Source organism: Acinetobacter sp. D009 (genome assembly GCF_038562025.1).
Lineage (GTDB): Bacteria > Pseudomonadota > Gammaproteobacteria > Pseudomonadales > Moraxellaceae > Acinetobacter > Acinetobacter pittii.
The window spans coordinates 3,493,166-3,518,839 of the sequence record NZ_CP151886.1 but is presented as its reverse complement, the minus strand read 5'-3'; the positions used below and the strand labels follow the sequence as shown (position 1 = coordinate 3,518,839).

The window sequence follows — 25,674 nt, the reverse complement described above, 5'->3', positions numbered from 1 at the left end:
TTTTATAATTAAAATTTTGCTTAATAAATATAAAAGGCAGAGCTTTACAAAATATCAATCGATTAGGACAGACGGATAACACAATCTGATCAAATTCCTCATAAAAGGGGATTATTCTTTTCTCTAGAACAGATCATTGTGAGAACGGTCATGAAAAAAACAATTGGATTAGTTTCTGCTTTAATGTTGTCTACACTTATGTTCACAGGCTGCCAAAATATGAGCCCATCTGACCAACGTATTGGTGCAGCAGCAGCAGGTGGAGCACTTGGTGGTGGTTTAGGTAACCATGTAGGTGGAGGTATTGGTGCAGGCTTAGGCGCAGCGGTAGGTGCAGGCGTAGGTTCTAATACCCAAGGCGGCAGTAAACAGACAACGACTAAGAGTGCGATTGGTGCTGGTATCGGTTCAGTCGTAGGTAAAGCACTGATTGGTGGTGACTCTGGTGCTGCAATTGGTGGTGCGATCGGTGGTGGTGCTGGCGCTGCGATTGAAGAGAAAAGATAAAAATTAACAAATAAAAAATAAGCGCTTTCAGCGCTTATTTTTTATTGAGGGAAAGGTTTCGCCTTTTTACGTCTGATATAAAGCGTTTTCTGAACCTCTGCAATTCTTACTCCAGATTCATCAAAAATGTTTAGATGATAAGTTCTTAAAACAGGTTCATAGTTCTCGGCAAGTTCACGAATTTGTTCTATTTCAGCTAAATCAACTCGAATATCTGCATGTACAGTACTGCGTCCTGGAGAAAGAAAATTGATTTCGGCAGCTTTGTCCCAAACAATATATTTTGATCCGAGATGATGCATAAGAATCATCATATAAAATGGGTCAACCATTGAATAAAGGCTTCCACCAAAATGTGTACCGACTAAATTTTGGTTTTTCCAAGTCAGCGGCATTTTTACACGCACATGGCAAAGTTCTAAATTCATGATTTCAATATAAATCCCTGCGCCACGATAAGGGGGATAGTGATTAAATAGAAATTTTGAAATCGTAGGATTGTTCTGAAGTCTTCTTAAAATAGCCATAATAGTCAATTTTTTTTATTGCAACAGTATTCATACTAGATAAGTATCATCTTTTTTATATTGATGGCAATGCTCTATCCGACTAACGACATGATCGATTGAAAAACAAGATAGGAAATGATTATGCAGCCAAAAGTTCATACAGTAACAACAAGTGATCAACAAACGCTTTGTGCTAAAACATGGGGTGACGAAAAAAATACTCCCTTAGTTTTAGTACATGGCTATCCAGACAATCAAGAAGTATGGGAATCAATCATTGAGCATTTGATCAATGACTTCTATATTGTTACTTACGATGTGCGTGGAGCTGGTTTGTCATCTATACCAAAACGTATACGTGATTATCGTTTAGAGCGTTTATCTCTAGATCTCCAAGAAGTTGTTGATGAGTTATTACCAAATCGTCAATTCCATATGGCTGCACATGATTGGGGTTCGATTCAGTCTTGGGAGTCTGTCACCGAGCCTAAGTTCAAAGGTCGTTTATTATCATATACCACCATTTCTGGACCATGTCTTGATCATGCTGCTTTATTTTTACGTGATAAATTTAAATCTTCACCAGCTCAAATCTTAAAAATTTTAACCAAATCTTGGTATATCGGGGCATTCCATCTTCCGTTATTAGCACCAACTGTATGGTCTCTTTTTAGTCCAGAAAAATGGGGTAAAGTTCTTACTCAGCTGGAAAGAAAAAGTAATTTACCTTTAAATAATAATATTAATGCTGATGGTAAATATGGCATTAATTTATATCGTGCCAATTTTATTCCTCGCTTAACTGGTCCACGTCAACGTTATGCACAGTGCCCAGTTAAGGCTGTTATTTTAAAATACGATACGTTTGTAAGCCCAGAATACATCACTGAGGCTATGCCAAAGTGGGTTGAAAAATTTGAATATGTAGAGCTTAACGCAAATCACTGGGCAATTCTGAGTGAGCCTGAGAAAATAGCAACTCATATTCGTGAGTTTATTAAAGCTCAAGCTTAAGAATAGAATGACTGCATAAAACTGTTAATTCGGCGATATTTTCGGCTTCATAGATATGAATCTGCTAGAATATCGCCTTTTGTTTTGCTCTGAACTTATTCATGAATGCTGTCGTTATTGCGATTGCAGTGATGTTCTTATTATCACTGGCGCGCGTTTCTGTCGTACTGACTTTAGTGGTTTCTGCCATTGTGGGCGGCCTCGTAGCAGGTTTAAGCCTTTCCCAAACCGTTGAAGCTTTTAACGCTGGCCTTGGCGATGGTGCTGAAGTTGCACTTGCCTATGCAGTGTTAGGGGCATTTGCTCTGGCTCTATCAAAATCTGGTTTACCTGATTTACTTGCTCATAAGCTGATTGGTCTATTGGGAATGGAAGCTGGGAAAAGCCGTCAGACTAAAGTGAAGTATCTCCTCTTAGGTATTTTATTAATTTCTGCTATTTTCTCTCAAAACCTTATTCCAGTTCATATTGCCTTTATTCCTGTACTGGTTCCGCCACTACTACGGGTAATGAACCATTTAAAATTAGACCGCCGCGCCGCAGCCTGTGTACTTACGCTAGGTTTGGTTGGTACTTATATTTTTCTTCCGGTTGGATTTGGTGCAATTTTCCTTGAACAGATTCTGATGGGAAATATCAACAAAATTGGGGCAGCGTATGGCTTGCATGTTGATCGGGCAATGATGCCAATTGGCATGGCCATTCCTGTTTTAGGTATGGTGTTAGGCACCTTGGTTGCTGTATTTATTAGCTACCGTAAACCAAGAATTTATGCTGATCGTGCGATTACACCTGTGACCACGATTGATTTAGATAAACCTATTCGTGCAACTACTCAAGTTGAAACAGCCGACTTAAAAGCAGATGCTGAAGAGTTAAAGCATGAAGCAGAGCAAGCACCAGTTATTGCAAAGAAAACGATCTTGATGGCACTGCTCGCAATTGGCTTGACACTTGCTGCACAGCTGTATTCAGGTTCGATGATTTTGGGTGGTTTAGTCGGTTTTGCTGTTCTATCTACTGCCGGAATTTTTAAATGGCAAGATGCAGATGATGTCTTTGTACAAGGCATGCGAATGATGGCTTTAGTAGGCTTCATCATGATTTCTGCTGCCGGTTTCGCCTCAGTAATGACTCATACTGGTGATATTAATCAGCTAGTAAATGGTGTAGTCGAGATTATTGGAGATAACCGCGCGCTTGCTGCTTTCCTAATGCTTTGTATTGGCTTATTTGTGACAATTGGTATTGGTTCATCTTTCTCAAGTGTTCCTGTATTAGCTGTTATTTATGTGCCTTTATGTGTGCAGTTTGGTTTCTCACCATTAGCAACGATTGCACTTATTGGTACAGCAGCAGCATTAGGTGATGCTGGATCGCCAGCCTCTGATTCAACCTTAGGGCCAACAGCTGGTTTAGGAGTAGATGGGCAACACGATCATATTTGGGATACAGTCGTACCTACCTTTATTCACTTTAATATTCCGCTATTAATTTTTGGCTGGATCGCTGCAATGGTTTTATAAAGTTTTTATAAAATATTAAAGTGTAAACCTTCTTAATAACGATCTTTAGATTTAAATTAAGAAGGTTTTTTATTGTTTAAATAAAACATGTATTTAAAATAAATTATATTAAAACACTCGGAATTTGAAAGTATATTAAAATAGTTGGTAATATAAAATAATCTTGATTAATGAGGTTGGGATAAAAACCTATTAAAATAGTTGGATAATATATAATTTTATTTAAAACAGTAGTTTAAAAATAAACTATAAAATAATTTTATAATGAGTATTGCATGGTTTTAAAATAAATGTTTATTATAAATATAAATAAGGTTGGAGATATTAAAGTGTTCAAAAAAGCTTTGGTTATTGCATTAATGGGGATGTCTTCTTTTACTTTTGCTGGTAACTGGCAAGTGAAATTTGGTGGTAGTGTTATTGCTCCATCTGAAGATACAACAACACCTTTAGGCGTGGTAAAAGCAGATCATGAATATGCATTTACACCATCGGTAGAATACTTTTTTGGTCAGTCTCCATTTTCGGCAGAATTATTATTAGCAACACCTATTAATCATGATGTATTGCTAGATGGTAAAAATGCAGCACGTATAAAACAATTACCACCAACAATTACTGCAAAATATCATTTTAAAAACTCTACACGTTTCACACCGTATATTGGTATTGGTGCTACAGCATTTATTCCTTGGGATGAAGAAGGTGCAGCGGTAAAGGTTAAAGAAGATTTTGGTTTGGCAGGTCAAGTTGGTTTTAATTTCCAACCTGCTGATGCTAAAAACTGGGGTGTATTTGTAGATGTACGTTATGCTGATATTAGTCCGGAAGTAACAATTGATCCATCAATTGCTAACTACAAGTTTGATCTAGATATTAATCCTTTTGTTTATACTTTGGGTTATAGCTATAAATTTTAAGCATAATAATAAATAGAAAAATATAATAATAAACCTAGACTCAGGCACCTCACATATATTTTATGTGAGGTTTTTTTATGGATTTTATTTGCACTAAAAAAAGCATAAAACAGACAGTTTTACACATATTTTCTGCAAGTTTTTTCTAAACTAATTTCTATTCATTACAAGCATGGGAATAAAAACATGAATAACAAATTAGCGATTTGTTTAGCACTTTTGAGCGGTATTGCTTTTACTCAAAATTTACAAGCTGCAAGTTTTTCTTGCGATGCTGCAAAAACGAAAACGGAAAAAAGTATTTGTAAGAACCGTTCTTTAAATGATGCAGATGTAAAAATGGCAACGACATATCAAATCGTTCTGCATGCTTTACCTATGGGTGGGCGAGATAACCAGAAAGATACCCAGCAGCAATGGCTGAAAAAAAGAAATGCTTGTGCTGCCAATGTCAGTTGTATTAGCAAAGCTTACCAACAACGTCAAAAGCAGTTAGATACGATATTGCAAGATAGGGTGTTAAGCCACGGCCCATTTTAATTAGAGTAAAAATTTTTAATATTCAGGATTGAAAAATTCTAGAAGTACTCCATTCATAAAGCATTCGAGAACAAACAGCTTCAAAATTTAAGGAGTGATTTATGAGTGAACAAGCATCACAAAATTATAGTTTCCAAGCAGAAGTTGCCCAGCTTTTACATTTAGTGACGCATTCTCTCTATTCTAACCCTGAGATTTTCTTACGTGAGCTTATCTCTAATGCATCAGATGCATGTGATAAGTTACGTTTTGAAGGAATTAATCATCCTGAATATTATGAAAATGATCCAGACTTACATGTACGAATCAGCTTAAATAAAGAAGATAAAACCTTAAAGATTTCTGATAACGGTATTGGTTTAAGCCAACAAGAAGCAATTGATAACTTAGGTACAATTGCTAAGTCAGGCACTAAAGATTTCATGTCAAAATTGACTGGTGATCAAAAAGCCGATGCTCAATTGATTGGTCAGTTTGGTGTGGGTTTTTACTCAGGTTTTATTGTTGCAGACAAGATTACGGTTGAATCACGCCGTGCAGGTCTAGAGGCATCTGAAGGGGTGCGCTGGATTAGTGGTGGTACAGGCGAGTTTGAAGTTCAGCAAATTGATAAGGCGTCACGTGGTACTGACATTATTCTTCACTTACGTGATGATGCGCTTGATTATTTAGAATCTTATAAAGTTAAGCAGATTGTTAATAAATACTCTGACCACATTAGCTTGCCAATTGAAATGCAAAAAGAAGTTTGGCAAGAAGAAGTTGCTGAAGGTGAAGAGCCTAAAGGCGGCCAAATGGTCAAAACTGACGAGTGGGAAGCGATTAACTCGGCAAGTGCTTTATGGACACGTAATAAAAGTGAAGTGACTGAAGAGCAATATATTGAGTTCTATAAAAACTTAACTCATGACTTTGAAGCGCCGCTCGCATGGGCACATAACCGTGTTGAAGGTAGTACGGAATATACCCAATTACTTTATATTCCAAGTAAAGCACCACATGACATTTTTACACGTGAAGCAAAAGCGGGAATTAAGCTATATGTAAAACGTGTGTTCATCATGGATGATGCGGATAATTTAATTCCAAACTATTTACGTTTTGTTCAAGGTGTCGTGGACAGTGCGGATTTACCACTTAATGTTAGCCGTGAGTTGTTGCAAGAAAGCCGTGACGTCAAAACGATTCGTGAAGGTAATGCACGCCGTGTATTAACTGTACTTGATGGTTTGGCTAAATCGGAAGATGAAAAAGACCAAGAAAAATTCAAAACCTTCTACAGTGAATTTGGCTCAGTACTTAAAGAAGGCTTGGGCGAAGACTTTGGTAACCGTGAACGTATTTTAAAATTATTACGTTATGCGACTTCAACAAATGATGAAGTAACGACTTCTTTTGCTGACTATAAGGCACGTATGAAAGAGGGGCAAAAAGCCATCTATTATGTGACTGCTGACAGTCTAGCAGCAGCGAAAAACTCGCCGCAGCTTGAGTTGTTTAAGAAAAAAGGTATTGAAGTGTTATTAATGGCAGAGCGTGTTGACGAATGGGCAATGAATTTTGTTCAAGAGTTTGACGGTACGCCATTAAAGAATGTGTCGAAAGGGGCTGTTGATTTAGGCGATTTGCAAGATGCTGAAGAGAAGAAAGCACTTGAGCAAGCAGCTGAACAGTTTAAGCCTGTTGTTGAGAAACTAAGTGACTCATTAAAGGCTAAAACTAAAGAAGTACGTGTAACTACACGTCTAGTTGATTCTCCAGCATGTTTAGTGACAAGTGAAGGTGAATTGTCTCCTCAACTTATTCGCATGCTAAAACAAGCTGGACAAGCAGTGCCAGAAATCAAACCTATTTTAGAAATTAACCCTGAGCATCCTTTGGTGAAAAAACTTGAAGGTTCAGAGCAGTTTGATGATTTGGCAAACGTGATTTTTGATCAGGCTGTGATTGCAGAAGGTGGTTTACCAGAAGACCCAGCAGCTTACGTGAAACGCATTAATAGCTTATTGTTGAAATAATTTTTTGATATAAAAAAGCCTCTGAACTGTCAGGGGCTTTTTTTTGTGGATAAAGAAAGAGTTATCCACAATTTGGGAATTTATGATTAAAAATTAGCTTCTAGATTTATTTGAACGCTGAGTTGGTGTTTCGGATCATCATCAATATGGTTAAAAAAATTAAGATCATTTTGCATAAAAATCCAATCTCTCCATATCGGTTGGCGCCATGAAATATAAGGACCCCAGCTATTTAGTCGAATATCATTTTTGGTATATACGCCACCGCTATAAATACCGTAAGTTAGACTATTGTCTTTTACAAACTCAAATTGTTGAAAAGTCCAATTGCCCCAGTTGTAATCTTCATTTTCGCTTTTGTTCACATTAAATTTATTAGAAAATAATGTGTTATCTTGCATTTTTTGCGTTAGGTTTAGCGTGGTTTCAGTGTAATTTCGGCTAGTAGATCCGTAGCGAAATATCTGCTCTGTATCAAAGCTAATGTTATGTCTCAAATTCCATTTCTTTTTAGCCAGAAACTGGACATACACATCACTCTCAGAGTTAGAGCCTAAATCAAGGTCATTTTCAAAAGGCATCCAAGTTGAAATGGTGGCCCAGCTTGCACTCAGTGGATTAGTAGCCGAAATCTGTGCCGATGAGGTCTTCTTCTTTTTCTTACCAAAGGCTTTATAAGTTTGTTCAGGCTGAGTCGCACGTTTCCATAACGTATCATTTCCAAATACAGCCATAAGCTCTTGAATTAAACCAGCATCAGATAAAGTATTGTTTGCTTCCACTTCACAAGGTGAGCGTGAAAGTGATTGTCTTTTTACTTTAGCGAAACTCGTAGAAGAATAGGGATAACGCCGTGACCTTTTATATTTTAGAGAGTGATAAAAAAAATGAGTATGTGGAAGTAAAGCTAATAGACCTAAACTATAAATACAAATGAAGACTGTCGATTTATTTTGAAATGGAGAAGAAAATTGATTCATTTTAAAAGATAAGGAATCAAAAATAAAATTAGAACAATACTTTAAAAGGCTAATCTTAAAATTTTATTTAAAAGTATTTTGTTATTCATCACCTTGGATGAGGTCCAAGGTGATGTTTGCTAGTTTAGAAAAGTGCTTCTAAACGCAAGAAGGTGCTGACAAAATGATTACGGTCTTCGCGGTGGTCATTAAAGTAATTTACATCGCCTTGTACAAAGAACCATTCACGTAAAACGGGTTGGCGCCATGAAACAAACGGTCCCCAACTGTTTAAACGTAAGTCATTGTCGTTGTAATAACCGCTAGTATAAATACCATAGTTAAAACGGTTGTTTGCAAAGAAACTGTGTTCGCGGAATGTTCGGTTTTCCCAAGCTAAATCATCGTCTTGATCATCTGCATAGGTCAGGCTGAACTGATTGGATAAAATCGGTTGATTTGGTCTAGCATGTGTAAGCTCAAGATTAGTACGTAAGTAGTTTTCGCTGTCTATGCCGTAACGATAAATTTGTTCAGCATAAAACTTAAAATCATTACGAAGTTGCCAATCTCTCGATGCTTTTAAACGAACATAAATATCGTCTCCAGAACGAATACCTAAGTCTGCATCGGTTTCAAAAGGCAATTTTTTCGAGAAATTTGACCAACGTAAAGCAATTGAGCTGTTGTCATCTCGAGTTTGCTTACCATCTAACTTCTTATTAGAGTCTTGATTTGGGTTTTGGTTAATATTAGCTGGGCTGTTATTAAATTCATTATCTAAAGAGTCATCACCAAATACCACGCTTAAACGTTTTTCTAGCGTAGGGAGCTTAATCTTACCGCGAATTCTGGGCTTAATTTCAAAGTTGTCGTATTCATTCCAATAGTTATCCACCATGACGCGAATGGTTGCTGTTGCAGGTTTTTGTGGATCAACTTCACCAAACCAATTATCAATTTTTTCAGAAGTACGATCGGCCCAATTACGAATTTTCTTTTGCTTACGATCAACCCAGGTTTGATCTTCGGTTTGTTCGGTAGGCGGAACAATAGGCTCACTAGACTGCTCTGGAAAAATGGTTGGGGTTGCATCTACCCAACGCGGAATTTGATCTAAGAGATTTTCGTCTGTGGTGACTTCAGTTTGTACTCCAGATGATGTACTTCCTACTTGTTGGTTTGCCGAAGAAGAGGCGGTCTCTGCATGAGCGATGCATACTGAACCAAATCCAATCGTTAAAAGTGCAAAAAGCTGCCTGTACGGCATTACATGAAATGTTTTCATATCTATCTTTATGTTTTGTTGTTGTTTCCACTTTTGTTGATTTTTCTAATAAAATCAAGAGGGAGACACAAAAGTTAAGTAAATTTAACTTTTTTTACATATTTGAAATAAATGAAAAAGTTTAAGCTATTAGCGATTATTTTTAGCCAAAAAAAATCCCCCAGTGAAGGGGGATGATAGATCAAGGAAACTTCAAATTCCGATCATTAAACACATAAAAAACAGAACATTACAGCGCGAATATTCTAAGCGGCAATAATAAACTGATTTTTAGCAATTAGATAGTTCTTTTTTTAGAACGCTCTATTGCTAAAATGATGATAAAACATACGATTTGATCACATTTTAATTGTGTTCATTTATTTCTTTGGAATATCACAAGTTTCATCGGTACAAACAGCCGCATTATCTTGCTCGACTTCTTCAGTATTTGCTTTGATTTGAGCTTTTTCCAAAACTTGTAAAAAGACTTCACGAGGTTGAGCACCAGCAAGCGCAATTCTTTGATCAAATACAAAAAATGGCACACCAGTTACATTAAGCTGCTCACGTGCAATTTTTTCATCATGGCGGACAAAGTCAGATAATTCGTTGGTATCTAATACATACTCAACTTCAGCATTGTCTAAACCAATACGAGATGCAATTTCTTCTACAACTTCACGTTCACCAATTGCGAGACCTTCGGTCATATAAGCATGGAAAAAAGCTTCTTTAGCTTCATTACCTAAACCTTTGCTTTGCGCAAGGTGAATAATACGGTGTGCATTGAAACTATTGCCTGAGTTGGCCTTTTGCCATTGGAAATCAATACCTTCAGAAGCAGCCATGGCCGCAATATTGCGCTCCATTTCTTCCATCTCTTCATAGGTACGGCCATATTTTTTAGCTAGACGTTCAGTATTTGAAGTGTCATGTTTAGCTGGCGCATCAGGATCTAATTCAAAACTATGCCAGTGAATTTCAAGATCAATACCTGCTTCAGCAGCTACATGCTCAAGGCGTTTTTTGCCGATATAACAAAAAGGGCAAACTACATCAGACCAGACATCTACACGCATGGGAGAATCTCATAAATTTTAATTACCCATCATAATAGGGATGATGGATAAGGATTTAAAGCTTTGAGTAGCGAATACAGTGTTGCGTATTGTGAAATAAATGGCATATAAAGAAGAATAAGCTCTATTTTATAACTATAAAGAGCAAAACTATAAGAAGGGAAATAGGAGGTGTGTATGCGCCGAGTTTTGATTGCGATTGCAAGTTTGATTGTTATCACAAGCATTATTTTTTTCACCTATCAGCATATCAAACAGCAGCAAGCCAAAGACAGTAGTCAAATGTTTGATGTCGTCATGACTGAAAAAATGAATCAGCTTTATGACCAAGCACAAGACTGGTCTAAACCCGTCCAGCTCGATATTCACGATAAGCGTTTGGCAGGACACTATAAGCAAATTTCAGAATTTCTTTTAAGTTATTGGATTCAAAATATTAATGCACGCAATGCATACTTAAGAGAACTTAAAGCAGCCAAATGGGATACTTTTTTAAATGTGGACCGTTTAGATCTTGATAAAAAACAAAAATTTTCAGAAACCGAAAAGATGCTAGCCGATGTCCGTAAAGCGTCAGATCAGTATCAGACTGAATATGAAAAGATTCATAAAACTTTCTTAGCAAAGGTTCAAGAGTTATCTGTTGATGCAGAGATGAGGCAACTTCTTGAAATGAAATTGGGAACTCAGCAAAAAACAGATCAAGATCATGCAATTTTTATGATTGAGCTACAAATTTTAGATAAAGCAGAAGAAATGTTTAAGCTTCTAAAAAATTATGAATGGCAAAAGAAAGATCAGATGATTCTTTTTCATGAAAATGCTCAGGTCAAAAAGTTTAATGGGCTTTATCAAGATGTTCTAAAGCTAAATGCAAAAATTGAAAAAATTAAGAAAAAGAATGTGGCTGCGCTCGAAGGAGATTTAAAAGAATAAGCAAAGTATGAGCATCAAATATTATGATTTGGTGCTCTCGACTTTCCCTTTGGTTAAAAAAGATTGTAATAAACTTTGAGAAGTTTGCAGTTTGTTTAACTGCTCAGACACATGCATGAGTTCAGTTTGCAGTTTTTCTTGAACCACTGAGCATAGTGTAAATACTCGTTCATCTAAATCAAAACAAGGCAGCAAAACCTGAATATCTTTTAGGTGCATGCCTGCATCATTTAATATTTTAATTTTCTTAATATTTTCAATATCTTTTTGCGTATAACTTCGATAGTTATTACTCGCTCGAAGAGGCTGTATAAGCCCTAAGCTCTCGTAATAACGCAGCATACGAGGACTTACTTTTGTAAGCTCGGCAACTTTAGCTAAGTTCATAAAATGGGGTTGACCTTAACAGTGGTGTCATAGTTTAGCATGTTTTTATCTTTCAAAATGGTACTTGTTCAATGATCAGAAAACTCATTTTATTGGTGTTATTCGGATTAATGTCATTTGTTGCAAATGCCAAAACACTTGAACTTCAGGAGAAGAACATGCGTCAAATATTTGTGCTCCATGGTTACTCTGCTTCTATAGATGATCATTGGTTTTTAGATTTAAAACATCAAATAGAAGATGAACATACAACTGTTACCTTAATTCCATTTCCAGATTCTGAGAATCCGGACGTAGATGCATGGCAAAAGGTTTTAGATCAACAGATCCCTAAGGTGGATGAGAATACCTATTTTGTTGCGCACAGTTTAGGAGTGATTACGTTACTGCACTTTTTACAAAGACATGACTATCAAAATATTGGAGGAATGATTTTAGTATCTGGATTCTCTGGTCTCATTTCAGATTCTTCTGTTCTTAATAGTTATATAACGAAGAGTAAAGTCGATACGGATTACTTTAAGGACACAAAGAAAAAGCTGGTGTATTTATCGGATAATGATGATTTGGTTCCGCCCAAACTGACTATTGAATTGGCGAAAGAAATTGATGCGCCGTACATTACTGTTCCTAATGGTGGGCATTTTTTAGGTAGAGAAGGTTATACGAAATTTCCGCAATTAGTTGATTCTTTAAAACAGATGTTAAATGATTAATAAAAATCCCCGTAGTAAGCGGGGATTTTTTATCTTTACTGAAAGTTTGTAATTTTTATTCGTAGTCTATTAGGGCTGGTAAATGATACCCATGACTTTCGCAGGTAAAGCGATAATATCGAAAGTTAAGGTAAACGGAAGCAGTGGTAAACTTGCTAGCTTCTCTTTAGTTGATAGGGGCACTTTTCCACTTTTATCGTGAAGATATTGGATTTTAACGTGATATGGCTTAGATAAAGGGGTTATAGTTTTAAGATTGTTTACAGGAGGATAAACAGTTCCTTTAATATTTAAATCAAATTTATGTGGTTCTGATGTCTTTGCACAGCCACATGGAACTACACCATATTGTTTAAATAAAGCTGATTCTTTCTCGTTCAATTTCCCATTAGGTGGGGTGTAAGAAAATCTAATATGTCCGTAAAAATGATTACTATCCGGAGCTGGAGCATTAAAATCTAGCTCATTACTTATTTGAATATATTGTGGATTTAATTGATTAATTAATTGAATGAAATCGTTACCGCCTTTACTAATGACATAACTATATTTTTTCCCGGCGATGACAACACTGTCCTCTGATTCATTAGGGAGAGATACTGATGGTTTACCAAATGCAATTACATCATCTTCAATTAAAGTGATCCATTCATGGCCTGAGTCATATTTTGTAAATAGCTCTCGCGTGTTCTCACCAATAATTCGGTTACTCGCACAACCAGTGAGAAAGAAAATGACGAGTAGGCAGCTCATAAGAATATTCTGATTTAATACTTTAAAGTTCATTATTTCTGTTGAATTCAATGGATTTATAAAAGTTTGACTATAAACAAAAGATCTTAATATTTAAATCTAGTAGTATGATCTGACTTAGTTATACTCAGACTAATTTCTAAAATATTTTAGAAAGTCCCTTACTATTACATTAAAAATTTTAATTATATTTACCGTTTATCTGAGCCTTACTGAATCAAATTCGACTTTGTTGTAGCCTATTTATAGATACTTTTAATTTAATCATCATCTTTTAATTGAAATAGGGTGACTGATTTTTGGAGCAAGTTATGAACTTTCTAAAACAATCAGCCTTCATTGCTGCATTTGCTTTTATGGGTTTACCGACTGTTCAAGCAGAAGAAGTGGCTACTTTACCAACAATTCGCGTTATGGCTGAATCTGAGCTACGTGAAGAGGTGGGATTTGTACCCTTTCAAGAAGATAAAAAAGTGCGTCAGGCGCTGCAACATCATGAGTATAAAGCTCATTACGATATACAGAATGCTTTAGTCCCTGAAGGCATGACGACAGTAGATTATCAGCCAGTTATGGCACAGCCCGATTTGTCCCAGCTTTCTCCATTTCTACAAGAATATATTTTAGCGGTAGCGGGTGGAATACAGTCTTCTGATCCAACCAACGGCATTTTTGAAATGTTAAGACCTTTGAATATTAACCGAAGTAATGTTGGTGCTTATCGTGATGGTACGATGAAAGTTAACCTTAATGACCTCATAAATTTACAACAGCAAATTCAAGATGGGTTAAAAGGCCGATAAAATAAAAATCCCCGCATTGAGCGGGGATTTTTTTATCTTGGTGTTAATTAAACACGTTCGATCACTGTTGCAATACCTTGACCAAGGCCGATACACATGGTCGCAAGACCGATTTGAGTATCTTGTTGTTCCATTACGTTCAATAACGTAGTGGTGATACGCGCACCAGAACAACCTAGTGGGTGACCCAAAGCAATCGCACCACCATTTAAGTTAATGATGTCTTGCTTGTCATAAATACCTAAGCCTTTCATTACTGATAAGCCTTGAGCAGCAAATGCTTCGTTTAACTCGATAGTTTGAATATCAGCCATCGTTAAACCAGCACGTTTAAGCGCTTTTTGAGTTGCTGGAACTGGACCGTAACCCATGATTGCTGCATCACAACCTGCAACTGCCATAGAGCGAATTACAGCGCGTGGTTTTAAACCTAACGCTTGTGCGCGTTCAGCAGACATAAGTAACATTGCAGAAGCACCATCAGATAAAGCTGAAGATGTAGCAGCCGTTACCGTACCACCTTTCGGGTCAAATACAGGACGTAATGCTTTGAACGCTTCAAGGTTTGCATCTGGACGAATTACTTCATCGATGTCGCAAAGGATTTTAAAGCCATTAGCATCGTGGCCTTCAACACCAACGATTTCGTTTTTGAAACGACCTTCTTGAGTTGCAGCCCAAGCACGGCGGTGAGATTCAACACCAAAAGCGTCTTGCTCTTCACGGCTAATGCCATTCATACGACCTAACATTTCAGCAGTTAAGCCCATCATGTTAGATGCTTTTGCATAGTGTTTAGATGCTTCTGGGTTTAGGTCGATGCCATGCATCATACCTACGTGGCCCATGTGCTCTACACCACCAATAATGAAAATATCACCTTGGTTTGTTGCAATCTGTGCAGCAGCAGTATGAAGCGCTTGCATAGAAGAACCACAAAGACGGTTTACTGTTTGACCAGCAACAGTTTTTGGTAAGTCAGCCAATAAGCCGATGTTACGGCCAATGTTCATACCTTGTTCTAGAGTCTGGTTTACACAGCCCCAGATCAGGTCTTCAACTTCGTTTACATCAAACTGGTTACGAGCAACGAGTGCACGAACCAATTCAGCAGATAAGCTGTCAGCACGTACATTACGGAACATACCGTTTTTGGTTTTACCCATTGCAGAACGTACGCCATCAACGATGACAACGTCACGTGGATTTAAAGTAGCCATTCACGTTGCTCCTTAACCGTAGAATTTTTTGTTGTTAGCAGCCATGTCGCGCAACATTTGTGGCGCTTCATAAGCCTTACCTAAGTGTGCATATTTGTCGCAAAGTGCAACGTATTCAGCAACACCAGTCTGGTCGATATAACGACATGGACCACCACGGAATGGAGGGAAACCTACACCCATAATCATTGCCATGTCTGCTTCAGCAGCAGTTGCAACGATGTTGTCTTCTAAGCAACGAACTGTTTCGTTACAGAAAGCAAGCATCATGCGGTCAATGATTTCTTGGTTATCAAACTCGCGTTTTTCACCAGTGACGAAAGGAGCAATGATTTCATACGCTGTTGGGTCAACAGTTTTTGCTTTCTTGCCTTTCTTATCGAGTTCGTATTTGTAGAAACCAACGTCATTCTTTTGACCAAGACGTTTAGCTTCGTACATTGCTTGGATTGAACCTTTGTAGTCTGGCTTCATACGGTCTGGGAAACCTTCAGCCATGACTTCTGCACCATGTACACCCGTGTCGATACCTACAACGTCGATAAGGTAAGCAGGACCCATTGGCCAACCAAACTTAGACATTACATTGTCAACTTGCTGGAAGTCTGCGCCGTCTTTTACAAGAAGGTCAAACGCACCAAAGTAAGGGAACAATACACGGTTAACCAAGAATCCTGGGCAGTCGTTTACAACGATCGGTGTTTTACCCATTTTTTGAGCAAGAACAACAGTAGTTGCAATCGCTTCTTCAGAAGTCTTTTCACCACGAATAACTTCTACAAGCGGCATCATGTGAACTGGGTTGAAGAAGTGCATACCAACGAAGTTTTCAGGACGTTGTAATGCTTTTGCTAAACGTGTGATTGAAATCGTAGAAGTATTAGAAGCAATAATCGTATTTTCACGAACATTCTTCTCAGTATCCGCAAGCACCATTTCTTTTACTTTTGGATTTTCTGTAACTGCTTCGATCACGATATCAACTTCTTTAAACTCATCGTAGCTTAAAGTAGGACGGATACGTGCAAGCGTTTCACCCATTTGCGCAGGTTTCATTTTCTTACGTTCAACTTGTTTAGTTAACAAGCTGTTCGCTTCTTTCATACCTAAAGCAAGTTGCGGATTACCAATATCTTTCATGATAATTGGTGTACCTTTGCTTGCCGCTTGGTAAGCAATACCACCACCCATGATACCAGCGCCAAGTACAGCTGCTTGGTTTACAGGATGTGCACCTTTTTCATATTTTTTAGCAGTTTTCTTAACAACTTGGTCATTGAGGAATAAACCAATCAATGCACCAGCTTGTGGTGTAATCGCAGCTTTTGCAAAACCTTTCGCTTCCGCTTTCAATGCTTCGTCACGCGCAAGGCTTGCACCTGCTTGTAATGAATCAAGTAATAATTTTGGAGCAGGGTATTGAGCAGGGTTTGCTTTAGCAAGCACTGCACCTTTCGCAGTATTGAACGCCATCATTTGTTCAAGCGGATTCAATTTTACAGCTTCAAGCTTTTCTTGACGTTTTGCTTTCCAGTTTAAACGACCAGAAATTGCTTGCTTAACCAAGTCAGTTGCAGCTTCAAGTAATTTATCAGCAGCTACAACCGCATCTACAGCACCATCTTTTAGAGCAGCAGCCGGTTTTTTAGGAGCAGCCATCGCCATCCATTCAACCGCGTTGTCGATACCGATCAGACGGCTTAAACGTACGCTACCGCCAAAACCTGGGTAAATACCAAGTTTAATTTCCGGTAAGCCCACTTGTGCAGCTTCTGACATCACACGATAGTCACAAACTAAACACATTTCAAAACCGCCACCTAACGCCATACCGTTAATAGCAACAACTTTTGGAATCTCTAAATCTTCAAAGCTATTGAAGATTTCGTGAACAGGCATAAGCCAGTCAACAATCGCTTTTTCGCCTTGTGCGAAGTTTTCACCAAATTCGGTAATGTCTGCCCCAACAATAAATGTCGATTTGCCTGAGGTAACAACTAAGCCTTTAATATCATTATTTGCTTTTACCGCAGCAATAGCAGCTTGGAAATCTTCAATTGTTGCACGGTTAAATTTATTGACCGACTCACCTTGTAAGTCAAAGCGGAATTCTGCAATTCCGTCCGAAAGCATTTGGACGGTAATGGCATTGCCAGCGTGGATCATGCCTGATCTCCTTAGTTTTGGAGGACTTCTAAGTTGATGTTATGAAGCGTGTGCACATCTTAGGTACACATTTATGCTTCGCTAATCTTACGATAACTATATCTAAAAAAAACCTGACAAGTTGTATCAAGCCGTGACGCAAGGGTCATCAATTATTTTTAAATAATTTTTTTAATCTATATTTATGAAAAATATATTTTTAATTGTAAAAGCTTCTTGTTAAGAAGGGACAAGATAAAGTTAGAAAATGTAGTAGACAATTAATAAATTATTTTTGGTCTAGTAATAAAAATTAATATTTTGTGTGAATTATTAGACAGACAGTATTGTCTATTTTTTTATCTTTGGATAAACTTTGTGTTATAAAAATGTTCAATAAAGTATCTATTATGTTAAAAAATAAATTTATGATTTTGGCCATCCTTCCTTTTATGTTGAGTGCATGTGGAGGCGGTGGTTCCAGTGATAATAATTCTGCAAATAACAACCAAAGTGGTACATCACAAGATTCTATTGCGGATGGTACGCGTTATTATTTTATGGATTACAATGCTAATGAAAAAACAGATGAGCTAAATAATGCTTATTTTGAAATTTTTAATAAAAAATCAATAGATGGCTCCTCTAATCAAGCTTTAAATGAGTATTTATTAACAGAGAAAAAACTCTATTTCCCTACTGATAAAGCACTCAATGTCATGAATTTTAATTCAATGACAGATTGGAGATTAGACATCATTGGAGATGTTAAAGAGGATTGGAAATTTCAAAGAGTTGATTTATCTGATAAGAATATGTTTGATACTGTCTTGCCAGGATATCGAGCATTAGGCTTTTCAGTGAGTGATGAAAGTACGACTAATGGGCGTCTATTTCTTACTACCTATGGACAGAATAAATTCCCTCAAGGGAGTAGCTGTTATCGTTTAGTTTCAAAAAAATCTAATCAAGAAACATTTGCATTTAATATTGATCAAAACTATGAAATTAATCAAAGTTTTGATCAGTTTGATGCTGAAAATGGTCCTTATCTTAATTATTTGAATCAAACAAATCCATTTGGTTTTACTTATAAAGCAGTTAAGGGATCATGGCAAAATGTTCTATGGACAACGATTTATGATACTACTTTAGGTTTTGCTATTGGTGATGGTGTTGCGGTGCAATATCAAGGTAAGCTCTATAAAGCAAATTATACGAGTAACATTGCTTGGACTGCTGATCAAGAGATTAAGCATTGGGAAATATATTTAAAAAATACAGATGATCCTGAAGAGCTCCGTTTTGCCCAATTAACAATTGCTCAATTGAAATCTGGTTGTTATGCCTATAATGAAACCGCTGCAAAAGCACTTGTTTCTCTGACTGGATTAGATTGGAAACCATATCAAGACTAACTTTGGAAGTTGAGTTTGAGAAATCTCAAAAATGGTTATTTTTGAGATTTCTATTTAGCCAAAAAATAATACTTGCTGATCTAGGTCTGAATTTTCTTCGAGACTTTGTTATTATTCCCTCAATTTCAAATTCCTTCGAAGTATCTTTAAAGATGCTTAAATGCGAGTAACTATATGATTAAGTGGATCATATTAGCGATTTTTGTGATATCAGCATTGTATATTCAACATCGCGGCAAAGTGCGTCACTCGTTTTATCGTCAATTTTTTGACCATTCAACCTTGCTCGCACCGATTAACTTTTTAATGTACATCTTTTCAAAGGTGCCGAATCAACCTTATATCGATACACAGCATTTTAAAGATTTAAAAGTGCTGGATGAAAATTGGGAAATGATTCGAGATGAAGCGAAAGCTTTATATGACCAAGGTGGGATTAAAGCTTCAAGTACCTATAACGATTTAGGTTTTAACTCATTCTTTAAAACAGGTTGGAAGCGTTTTTACCTCAAATGGTATGAATCGAGTCATCCATCTGCTGCTGAGCTTTGCCCAAAAACTACAGCACTTCTTAAAACATTGCCGACAATTAAAGCAGCAATGTTTACCGAGCTTGCACCTGACAGCCGTTTGGTAAGACACCGTGATCCGTATGCAGGTTCTTTGCGTTATCACTTAGGTCTAATTACACCAAATGATGACCGTTGTTTTATTGATGTCGATGGCGAAAGATATTCTTGGCGTGATGGTCAAAGTGTTGTATTTGATGAAACTTATATTCACTATGCTGAAAATAAGACTGATCAAAACCGTATTATTTTCTTTGCAGACGTTGAACGTCCAATGAAAGTAAAATGGATGGAGCGTTTCAACCATTGGTTTGGTCGTAATGTGATGACTGCGGCAAGTTCACCGAATGAAACAGGCGACCAAACAGGTGGCCTAAATAAAGCTTTTGGTTATGTCTATCAAATTCGTATTAAAGCTAAGGCTTTAAAAGCTAAGAACCGTAAGTTGTATTACTTCTTAAAATGGTTCTTGATGCTTGGGATTTTTTTCCTGATTTTTGTTCGACCATATGTATTTTAATTAAAGCGCCCGAAAGGGCGTTTTTATTTTAAATAATGATATTCATCATGCATCATTTATTGCGTATTGAATGATCTTAAATACAAGGTCTTGATTATTTAAAGAGTCATCTAAGTCTTCTATTAACTCTCTGATAATAAATACTTCAAGAAAATAGCTGTAGCACGTATCCTTGATAAAAACCTCCATCTTTTCATCGTTTGATAGAGCAATTGCTTTGGATGTAATATCCCAAGGTTGTTCAGCATAGATGGTGTGTTCATCAGAAACATGTTCAATATTTGATATCATTTCTTGTAAGGGCATGGGATATTTCAATGGAATTTAACCTGCTAGTCTAATTAACACAAAACTTTTATAAAGATTCGTGATGTTAATGATTAGGTTTTTAGATTAATTTAGCATGAAAATTTTAGTTCTCTTTTCTAAAAGAAAAAATAAAAAAAGACTATAAAATAATTTAGAAAAAAGATAATAGCAGTGGGTCATCTTATTTAATTATATGGTTTTTCTTAGTCTAAGATTAAAATTTTATAAAATAGTTCTTAATAAAAACATAGTGCTTTTTATCTGAGTATTTAATTTTAGATTGATAAAAAGAGAAAATTATTGATAATTCAGATTACATTATATTAATAATTTGACTCGAGGAATAAAATGAAAAAAATACTACTTCCATGTTTATGTATATTAAGCCTTTCAGCATGTAATGATGAGACAGAGGAACAAGGTGAGAGACTTGTTGGTTTTTCTGTGGGTCAGATCGCTGGGAATCCAATAATTGAGAAGAAAAATTATAAGATTCAGGATAATAAGATTTATATAAGCTATCCTGATGGGCGTCCATTAGGTTATGAGCTTAGTCGACATTATTTCACTGATCGGGGCGTGACCTTGGAACCCATTAAAACAACAGATGGGACATGGTATTTGCTGGGTACACAAGTTCAATTTTCAGATAAAGTCTTAAACTATCAACCTGCCAATTTAGTGAAAGACGATAATTTATTTTTAAATCAAGATTTAATTAAAATTGATATTTCAGGTCAACCAGTGACTAAGTATTTAGGTCAGTGGATTTATGAGTCATTACCACTTAGTCAACAGGGCTTTTTTGAAGATTATTACAATGCATTATTACAACAAAATGTAGCTAATTTTCCGAAAGGTTCCACCTGCTGGATGATTAATAAAACTTACAGCAATAAAGATTATATTGGGTTCTCTAGTGACGGTACTGCACCTTTATATACAGAATCAAATGCTACTGCGCCTGTAATGGGAACATGGCAAGGTATTAACTGGTCGCGCGATGAGTTATTATTAGCAATGAAATTTACAATAAACGATACCGAATATTCTGGGCAGTACTACCATAAGTCGGGTGTGGACGAATATGTTCCACCTTATGCAGGTAAATATTGTCACTTTGTTAGTGAAATTGCTGCGGATACTATGATTAAAACTTGGAAAGGGGAGCCTTAAGCTCAGTAATTGAATTTCATTTGTAACGTATATTTATACAAATATTAAAGCGCCCGAAAGGGCGTTTTTTTATGACATAAAGTATCTAATAGCTTTTGTGACCTATTTCACAGTGCTGGTAATTTGTTACAACTATTAAGAGCCAATAGGCAATTTTGATTCTACAATGGCGCGGTTTTTTCGAAGACTGGTCAGCGGAAGTAGGTTTTAAAATGGCTCATGCTCATCACGCAGCTCATGCACATGTTCATCATATCGAAGAGAGAAAAGAAGACAGTTCTCAAGGCGATTTAAAAACAAAAGTGATGTTAAGACAAGCAGCTTCGACGACTGAAAAATCTAAACGATCTAAAACTCAAAATCATAAAACTGAAGATCAAAATATTAATCTACATAAGTTCTCAAGTAAGCTCGAAAGTATCTCTGCCAACCATAGTAAAGAGAAATGCGCCAAAAATATCCGTATTGCTCTACAAGCGGCTGGAGCAGATGTATCAAAGCATCCTGTAGCTGCTTCTGATTGGGGGCAAACGTTAGAAAAGAATGGTTATAAGAAAATTAAACCTGCTTTCAACCGTCCACAAGAAGGTGACATTTACATTATTGAGCGAACAAGTGGTCACACCTATGGTCATATTGCAGGCTATACGGGCAATGGTTGGTTCTCGGATTTTCGTCAAAAAACCTATGCGGTCTACAAAGAAAAAGACGTTAAATATAGTTACTATCGTCTAGATTCTTAAGCAAGTACGACACAGTCTGTCGGGTCATATCTAAATCCCTTTCCAAATTTATGTTCTGGCACGGTAAAGCACTTGAAAAGTAAGGATGAAAACATCACATTAGGTATTCAGTATTAAGCCATGCATGCCAATAGTGAATCAAAACGCTCGTCCTCATATTGAAAAAATTTTAGCCAACATGACCCAGCTTCCAGGTGTTTATAAAATGCTAGGGAAGGAGGGTGAATTGTTATATGTCGGCAAAGCAAAAAATCTAAAAAATCGGGTGTCGAGTTATTTTGTTAAAACGATTGAGCATCCTAAAACGCAAGCTTTAGTTGCACGAATTTATGATATTGAAACTTTGGTTACTCGTTCGGAAACTGAAGCTTTACTCTTAGAACAAAACTTAATTAAACAACATCGTCCGCCTTATAACATTATGCTGCGGGACGATAAGTCTTATGTCTATATTTTTGTTTCGGCTGATAAGCCTTATCCTCGGCTTGCGAGCGGGCGTGGCAAAGGAAAACACCAAATTGGTAAGTTTTTTGGACCTTATCCAAGTGCTTATAGTGCACGTGATACGTTACTAGTTTTGCAAAAACTTTTTAATGTACGTCAGTGTGAAAATAGCTATTTCTCACAGCGCAAGCGTCCATGTTTGCAATATCAAATCAAGCGGTGTTCAGCTCCGTGCGTAGGTCTGATTTCGCCCGAAGATTATAAAGAAGACGTTAATAATAGTATTCGCTTTTTGCAAGGTGATACCAAAGAGCTTAATCAAGAACTCATTGCCAAAATGGAACAAGCAGCGGCTGAGCTTGAATTTGAAAAAGCTGTTTTTTACCGTGATCGATTATCTTTACTGCGTGAAGTTCAAGCACAACAAGCCGTGTTTAAAGTCAAAGGCGAAGCGGATATTCTGGCAATTGCATATCAGGCAGGTGTGACATGCGTGCAAATAATGTATGTACGCAATGGGCGAATGCTGGGTGGAAAAAGTTATTTCCCAGACATGCTTGGTGATGATCTTGGGCAAATGCTCAGTGACTTTATGGCGAATTTTTACTTTCAGGTTGCAGATGAAGTTCCCAATGAGCTTATCGTAAATATTGCTTTGCCTGACTGCAAAGAATTAGAAGAAGCATTGGCACAGCAGTTTGGCAAAAAAGTTCAGATTAAGAATAATGTTCGAGAAACTCGTGCCGAGTGGCTGGAGCTAGCCGAAATGAACGTTCAACATGCCATTAAGGGGCAGTTGAGTAATCATTTAGAACTTAATGAACGTTTCCATCAGTTAGAGCAAGTGGTGGGAAGACCTGTCGATCGTATTGAGTGTTTTGATATTAGTCATACCATGGGTGAAGCTCCAATTGCTTCATGTGTCGTGTTTGATCAAGGGGGTGCTCGTAAGCGTGACTACCGCCAATTTGCCATTCAAGACATCACAGCAGGCGATGACTATGCAGCTATGCGTCAAGCCTTAACACGACGTTATAAAAAGGCCATATTGCCTGATTTACTGTTGATTGATGGTGGTAAAGGCCAACTTCATATGGCGATGGAGGTCATGCAAGAGCTGGGCCTAGACGCTTTTATGGTGGGTGTATCTAAAGGTGAAGGGCGTAAACCCGGACTTGAAACCCTGCATTTTACTGACGGCACAAAAATCCAGTTACCGGAAGACCATAAGGCATTGCATTTAATTCAGCAGGTGCGTGATGAAGCCCATCGTTTTGCGATTACCAAGCATCGTGCTAAACGCGACAAACGCCGCAGTACCTCAGTTTTAGAGGCAATTCCTGGGTTGGGGCCAAAGCGCCGTCGAGATTTATTAACTCATTTTGGTGGAATCCAAGGCGTTTTAAAAGCATCTGAAAAAGAGCTTACTCTTGTGCCCGGTTTTGGTGAAATGATGGCAAGAACGATTTATAAAATTCTGCATGAATAAAGATAGGTTTCTATGCCGAGTGACCAAATAGTTGGGATATAAGTACAAGAATGATCATTCACTTTCCCTTTAAAATGATGAAAAATGTTTCATCAAAAGTCAGAGTGCTTTAGGGAAGTGAATGTCATTACTGCAATTATTTGAAGAAATAAAACAAAAGGAATGGATTGAAATACCTGAAGGGTGGTTGCAGGGGCGAACTGTTTTTGGTGGTCTTGTTGCTGGCCTACTCATGCAAAAAGCCTGCTGCAATATTCAAGATCCAAATAAAAGATTATTAAGTTGTAGTGTTACTTTCGTGGGCCCTGTACAGCAGGGAGCTGCCCAATTGACTATTGAAATTTTAAGGGAAGGAAAGTCGGTCACTACGCTTGAAACCCGTTTATGGCAAGATGGTGCGGTACAAACGATTTTGGTTGCGAGCTTTGGTGTGCCGCGTGCGTCGAATATTGAAGTGCGACATGAGCCTATCGTTCCAGTTTATAGGCAACCTGAAGAGTTACAACCTATTCCTTTTGCTAGACAAATGCCAGAATGCTATCAACATTTTGATGTATGCTGGGCGGAAGGTCATTATCCTGTTACAGGAAGTCAGTATGCTGACTTTGGAGGATGGTCAAGGTTTAATCCCGATAAGCATGAAAATCGTCAAATGACTTTGCCAGATTTAATTGTCTTGATGGATATTTGGCCACCTGGTGTATTGCCGATGTTTAAGCAAGTTGCTCCTGCAAGTTCTTTAACTTGGCACATTACCTATGTCCATCCGTTCCAACATCAATTGTGTGACTGGTTTAAATATAAAGTGGTAACCGAATATGCAGGTGAAGGTTATTCCACAGAATATGCCCATCTTTGGGACCAAAATGATCATTTAATTGCAATTTTACGGCAAACTGTTACGGTATTTACCTAAGCAGTCCACTTCCTCGATTCATATATTTCGTATAAAGTGGCTGTTACAGATAGATACAATATTGAAGAAAGTATTTTTGTCTGTTACAAGATGCATGAAGACTTAATTGGCGGTGTTTATGACCACAGGGCGAATCCTGAATATCCCAAATATCCTAACATTAGCGCGTATCGCGCTTATTCCTGTATTTTTGGTGATCGCGTATTGGCCGCCTGCAATGGGTATTGGTGAGCATGAAGGTAGTATGAGTCGTCATATTATCTTGACGGCTATTTTTGTGTTTGCTGCTATTACCGATTGGTTTGATGGCTATTTAGCACGAACTTTAAACCAGACTTCAGCATTTGGCCGTTTCTTAGATCCAGTTGCAGATAAGCTCATGGTGGCGGCTGCACTGATTGTTTTAGTGCAGTGGAATCCAACCATTTCAATGGCTTTTGCCGCAATTGTTATTATTTCACGGGAAATTACAGTTTCTGCTTTACGTGAATGGATGGCTGAACTTGGCGCACGAACCAGTGTAGCAGTATCGACTGTGGGTAAATATAAAACAGCCTTTCAAATGATTGCCATTAGTGTGTTCTTACTTAATTGGCAGCCTTTAGAAATGCTTGCCTATGCTTTGTTATATACAGCGGTCATTTTAACTTTATGGTCTATGTTTATTTACCTCAAAGCAGCTTGGCCTTATTTAAAGCAACCTTAAGTGCATATTGAATGATGAAGCCTTTCTACGATGAAAGGCTTTTTTATTTTTGAAGAGTGCAAGAATCGGGTCGTCATGGGGC

The 25,674-nt window shown here is 37.3% G+C and carries 25 protein-coding genes; 16 read left to right on the top strand and 9 right to left on the bottom strand.

Features of this window, described 5'->3' with window-relative positions:
• Positions 1-150: 150 nt before the first annotated feature.
• Positions 151-507, top strand: a complete 357-nt coding sequence (locus AAC388_RS16770) for a hypothetical protein (protein WP_002115127.1) — start codon at positions 151-153, stop codon at positions 505-507.
• A gap of 41 nt (positions 508-548) precedes the next feature.
• Here the strand turns inward: AAC388_RS16770 and AAC388_RS16765 are convergent, their stop codons facing one another.
• A complete protein-coding gene (locus AAC388_RS16765; protein ID WP_005079397.1) occupies positions 549-1,034 on the bottom strand; it encodes a DUF4442 domain-containing protein in 486 nt (161 codons plus the stop codon).
• Between the two features lie 117 nt (positions 1,035-1,151).
• Between AAC388_RS16765 and AAC388_RS16760 the strand changes: the two genes are divergently transcribed.
• The 5 genes from AAC388_RS16760 (at position 1,152) to htpG (ending at position 7,034) form a co-directional block, all read left to right on the top strand.
• The gene (locus tag AAC388_RS16760) at positions 1,152-2,030 is read left to right on the top strand and encodes an alpha/beta fold hydrolase (protein WP_080591616.1); all 879 of its coding nucleotides are present in this window, start codon (positions 1,152-1,154) and stop codon (positions 2,028-2,030) included.
• A 101-nt stretch (positions 2,031-2,131) separates the two neighbouring features.
• Positions 2,132-3,556, top strand: coding sequence for a Na+/H+ antiporter NhaC family protein (locus tag AAC388_RS16755; protein ID WP_002114813.1), 1,425 nt, complete (start codon positions 2,132-2,134; stop codon positions 3,554-3,556).
• 329 nt (positions 3,557-3,885) lie between these two features.
• Positions 3,886-4,476, top strand: coding sequence for an OmpW family outer membrane protein (locus AAC388_RS16750; RefSeq protein WP_005065804.1), 591 nt, complete (start codon positions 3,886-3,888; stop codon positions 4,474-4,476).
• A gap of 186 nt (positions 4,477-4,662) precedes the next feature.
• Positions 4,663-5,016, top strand: coding sequence for a lysozyme inhibitor LprI family protein (locus AAC388_RS16745; protein ID WP_001060531.1), 354 nt, complete (start codon positions 4,663-4,665; stop codon positions 5,014-5,016).
• A gap of 101 nt (positions 5,017-5,117) precedes the next feature.
• Positions 5,118-7,034, top strand: coding sequence for a molecular chaperone HtpG (gene htpG / locus AAC388_RS16740; RefSeq protein WP_342370961.1), 1,917 nt, complete (start codon positions 5,118-5,120; stop codon positions 7,032-7,034).
• 86 nt (positions 7,035-7,120) lie between these two features.
• On the opposite strand, the gene AAC388_RS16735 is transcribed toward htpG, so the two are convergent.
• From AAC388_RS16735 to AAC388_RS16725, 3 genes are all read right to left on the bottom strand, one after another.
• Positions 7,121-8,014, bottom strand: coding sequence for a selenocysteine synthase (locus AAC388_RS16735; RefSeq protein WP_342370960.1), 894 nt, complete (start codon positions 8,012-8,014; stop codon positions 7,121-7,123).
• A gap of 124 nt (positions 8,015-8,138) precedes the next feature.
• The gene (locus AAC388_RS16730; protein ID WP_068612661.1) at positions 8,139-9,281 is read right to left on the bottom strand and encodes a hypothetical protein; all 1,143 of its coding nucleotides are present in this window, start codon (positions 9,279-9,281) and stop codon (positions 8,139-8,141) included.
• Positions 9,282-9,640: 359 nt separating this feature from the next.
• A complete protein-coding gene (locus tag AAC388_RS16725; RefSeq protein ID WP_342370959.1) occupies positions 9,641-10,342 on the bottom strand; it encodes a DsbA family oxidoreductase in 702 nt (233 codons plus the stop codon).
• A 177-nt stretch (positions 10,343-10,519) separates the two neighbouring features.
• Between AAC388_RS16725 and AAC388_RS16720 the strand changes: the two genes are divergently transcribed.
• Positions 10,520-11,278 (top strand): hypothetical protein, encoded by a 759-nt coding sequence (locus tag AAC388_RS16720; protein ID WP_342370958.1) that lies wholly within the window; start codon positions 10,520-10,522, stop codon positions 11,276-11,278.
• 21 nt (positions 11,279-11,299) lie between these two features.
• Here AAC388_RS16720 and AAC388_RS16715 read toward each other — a convergent pair whose 3' ends face one another.
• Entirely contained in the window at positions 11,300-11,665 is a 366-nt protein-coding gene (locus AAC388_RS16715; RefSeq protein ID WP_002114700.1) for a MerR family transcriptional regulator, read from the bottom strand.
• A 71-nt stretch (positions 11,666-11,736) separates the two neighbouring features.
• Here AAC388_RS16715 and AAC388_RS16710 point away from each other — a divergent pair, with 71 nt between their 5' ends.
• Complete coding sequence (locus AAC388_RS16710) at positions 11,737-12,381, top strand: alpha/beta hydrolase (RefSeq protein ID WP_270906800.1); 645 nt, start codon at positions 11,737-11,739, stop codon at positions 12,379-12,381.
• Between the two features lie 69 nt (positions 12,382-12,450).
• Here AAC388_RS16710 and AAC388_RS16705 read toward each other — a convergent pair whose 3' ends face one another.
• A complete protein-coding gene (locus AAC388_RS16705; protein ID WP_161282772.1) occupies positions 12,451-13,167 on the bottom strand; it encodes a hypothetical protein in 717 nt (238 codons plus the stop codon).
• Between the two features lie 278 nt (positions 13,168-13,445).
• Between AAC388_RS16705 and AAC388_RS16700 the strand changes: the two genes are divergently transcribed.
• On the top strand, positions 13,446-13,937 hold the full coding sequence (locus AAC388_RS16700) for a hypothetical protein (RefSeq protein ID WP_342370957.1): 492 nt from the start codon (positions 13,446-13,448) through the stop codon (positions 13,935-13,937).
• Between the two features lie 47 nt (positions 13,938-13,984).
• On the opposite strand, the gene fadA is transcribed toward AAC388_RS16700, so the two are convergent.
• Together fadA and fadB are read right to left on the bottom strand one after the other, a co-directional pair.
• Positions 13,985-15,157 (bottom strand): acetyl-CoA C-acyltransferase FadA, encoded by a 1,173-nt coding sequence (fadA, locus tag AAC388_RS16695; RefSeq protein WP_005065826.1) that lies wholly within the window; start codon positions 15,155-15,157, stop codon positions 13,985-13,987.
• Between the two features lie 12 nt (positions 15,158-15,169).
• Positions 15,170-17,323 (bottom strand): fatty acid oxidation complex subunit alpha FadB, encoded by a 2,154-nt coding sequence (gene fadB, locus AAC388_RS16690; protein ID WP_342370956.1) that lies wholly within the window; start codon positions 17,321-17,323, stop codon positions 15,170-15,172.
• Positions 17,324-17,712: 389 nt separating this feature from the next.
• On the opposite strand from fadB, the gene AAC388_RS16685 reads away from it, so the two are divergent.
• Together AAC388_RS16685 and lpxO are read left to right on the top strand one after the other, a co-directional pair.
• Complete coding sequence (locus AAC388_RS16685) at positions 17,713-18,720, top strand: hypothetical protein (protein WP_171071985.1); 1,008 nt, start codon at positions 17,713-17,715, stop codon at positions 18,718-18,720.
• A 174-nt stretch (positions 18,721-18,894) separates the two neighbouring features.
• Entirely contained in the window at positions 18,895-19,809 is a 915-nt protein-coding gene (gene lpxO / locus AAC388_RS16680) for a lipid A hydroxylase LpxO (RefSeq protein ID WP_000598899.1), read from the top strand.
• Between the two features lie 45 nt (positions 19,810-19,854).
• On the opposite strand, the gene AAC388_RS16675 is transcribed toward lpxO, so the two are convergent.
• Entirely contained in the window at positions 19,855-20,115 is a 261-nt protein-coding gene (locus tag AAC388_RS16675) for a hypothetical protein (RefSeq protein WP_049081964.1), read from the bottom strand.
• Positions 20,116-20,466: 351 nt separating this feature from the next.
• Here AAC388_RS16675 and AAC388_RS16670 point away from each other — a divergent pair, with 351 nt between their 5' ends.
• From AAC388_RS16670 to pgsA, 5 genes are all read left to right on the top strand, one after another.
• Entirely contained in the window at positions 20,467-21,294 is an 828-nt protein-coding gene (locus AAC388_RS16670) for a hypothetical protein (protein WP_342370955.1), read from the top strand.
• Between the two features lie 212 nt (positions 21,295-21,506).
• Positions 21,507-22,037 carry a peptidoglycan hydrolase gene (locus tag AAC388_RS16665; protein WP_069036519.1) on the top strand — a complete coding sequence of 177 codons (531 nt, stop codon included), beginning with the start codon at positions 21,507-21,509 and terminating at the stop codon, positions 22,035-22,037.
• 133 nt (positions 22,038-22,170) lie between these two features.
• The gene (uvrC, locus tag AAC388_RS16660; RefSeq protein ID WP_130119374.1) at positions 22,171-23,970 is read left to right on the top strand and encodes an excinuclease ABC subunit UvrC; all 1,800 of its coding nucleotides are present in this window, start codon (positions 22,171-22,173) and stop codon (positions 23,968-23,970) included.
• 121 nt (positions 23,971-24,091) lie between these two features.
• Positions 24,092-24,886, top strand: coding sequence for a thioesterase family protein (locus AAC388_RS16655; protein ID WP_086260960.1), 795 nt, complete (start codon positions 24,092-24,094; stop codon positions 24,884-24,886).
• A gap of 118 nt (positions 24,887-25,004) precedes the next feature.
• Positions 25,005-25,592 carry a CDP-diacylglycerol--glycerol-3-phosphate 3-phosphatidyltransferase gene (pgsA, locus tag AAC388_RS16650; RefSeq protein WP_002114808.1) on the top strand — a complete coding sequence of 196 codons (588 nt, stop codon included), beginning with the start codon at positions 25,005-25,007 and terminating at the stop codon, positions 25,590-25,592.
• Positions 25,593-25,674 lie beyond the last annotated feature (82 nt).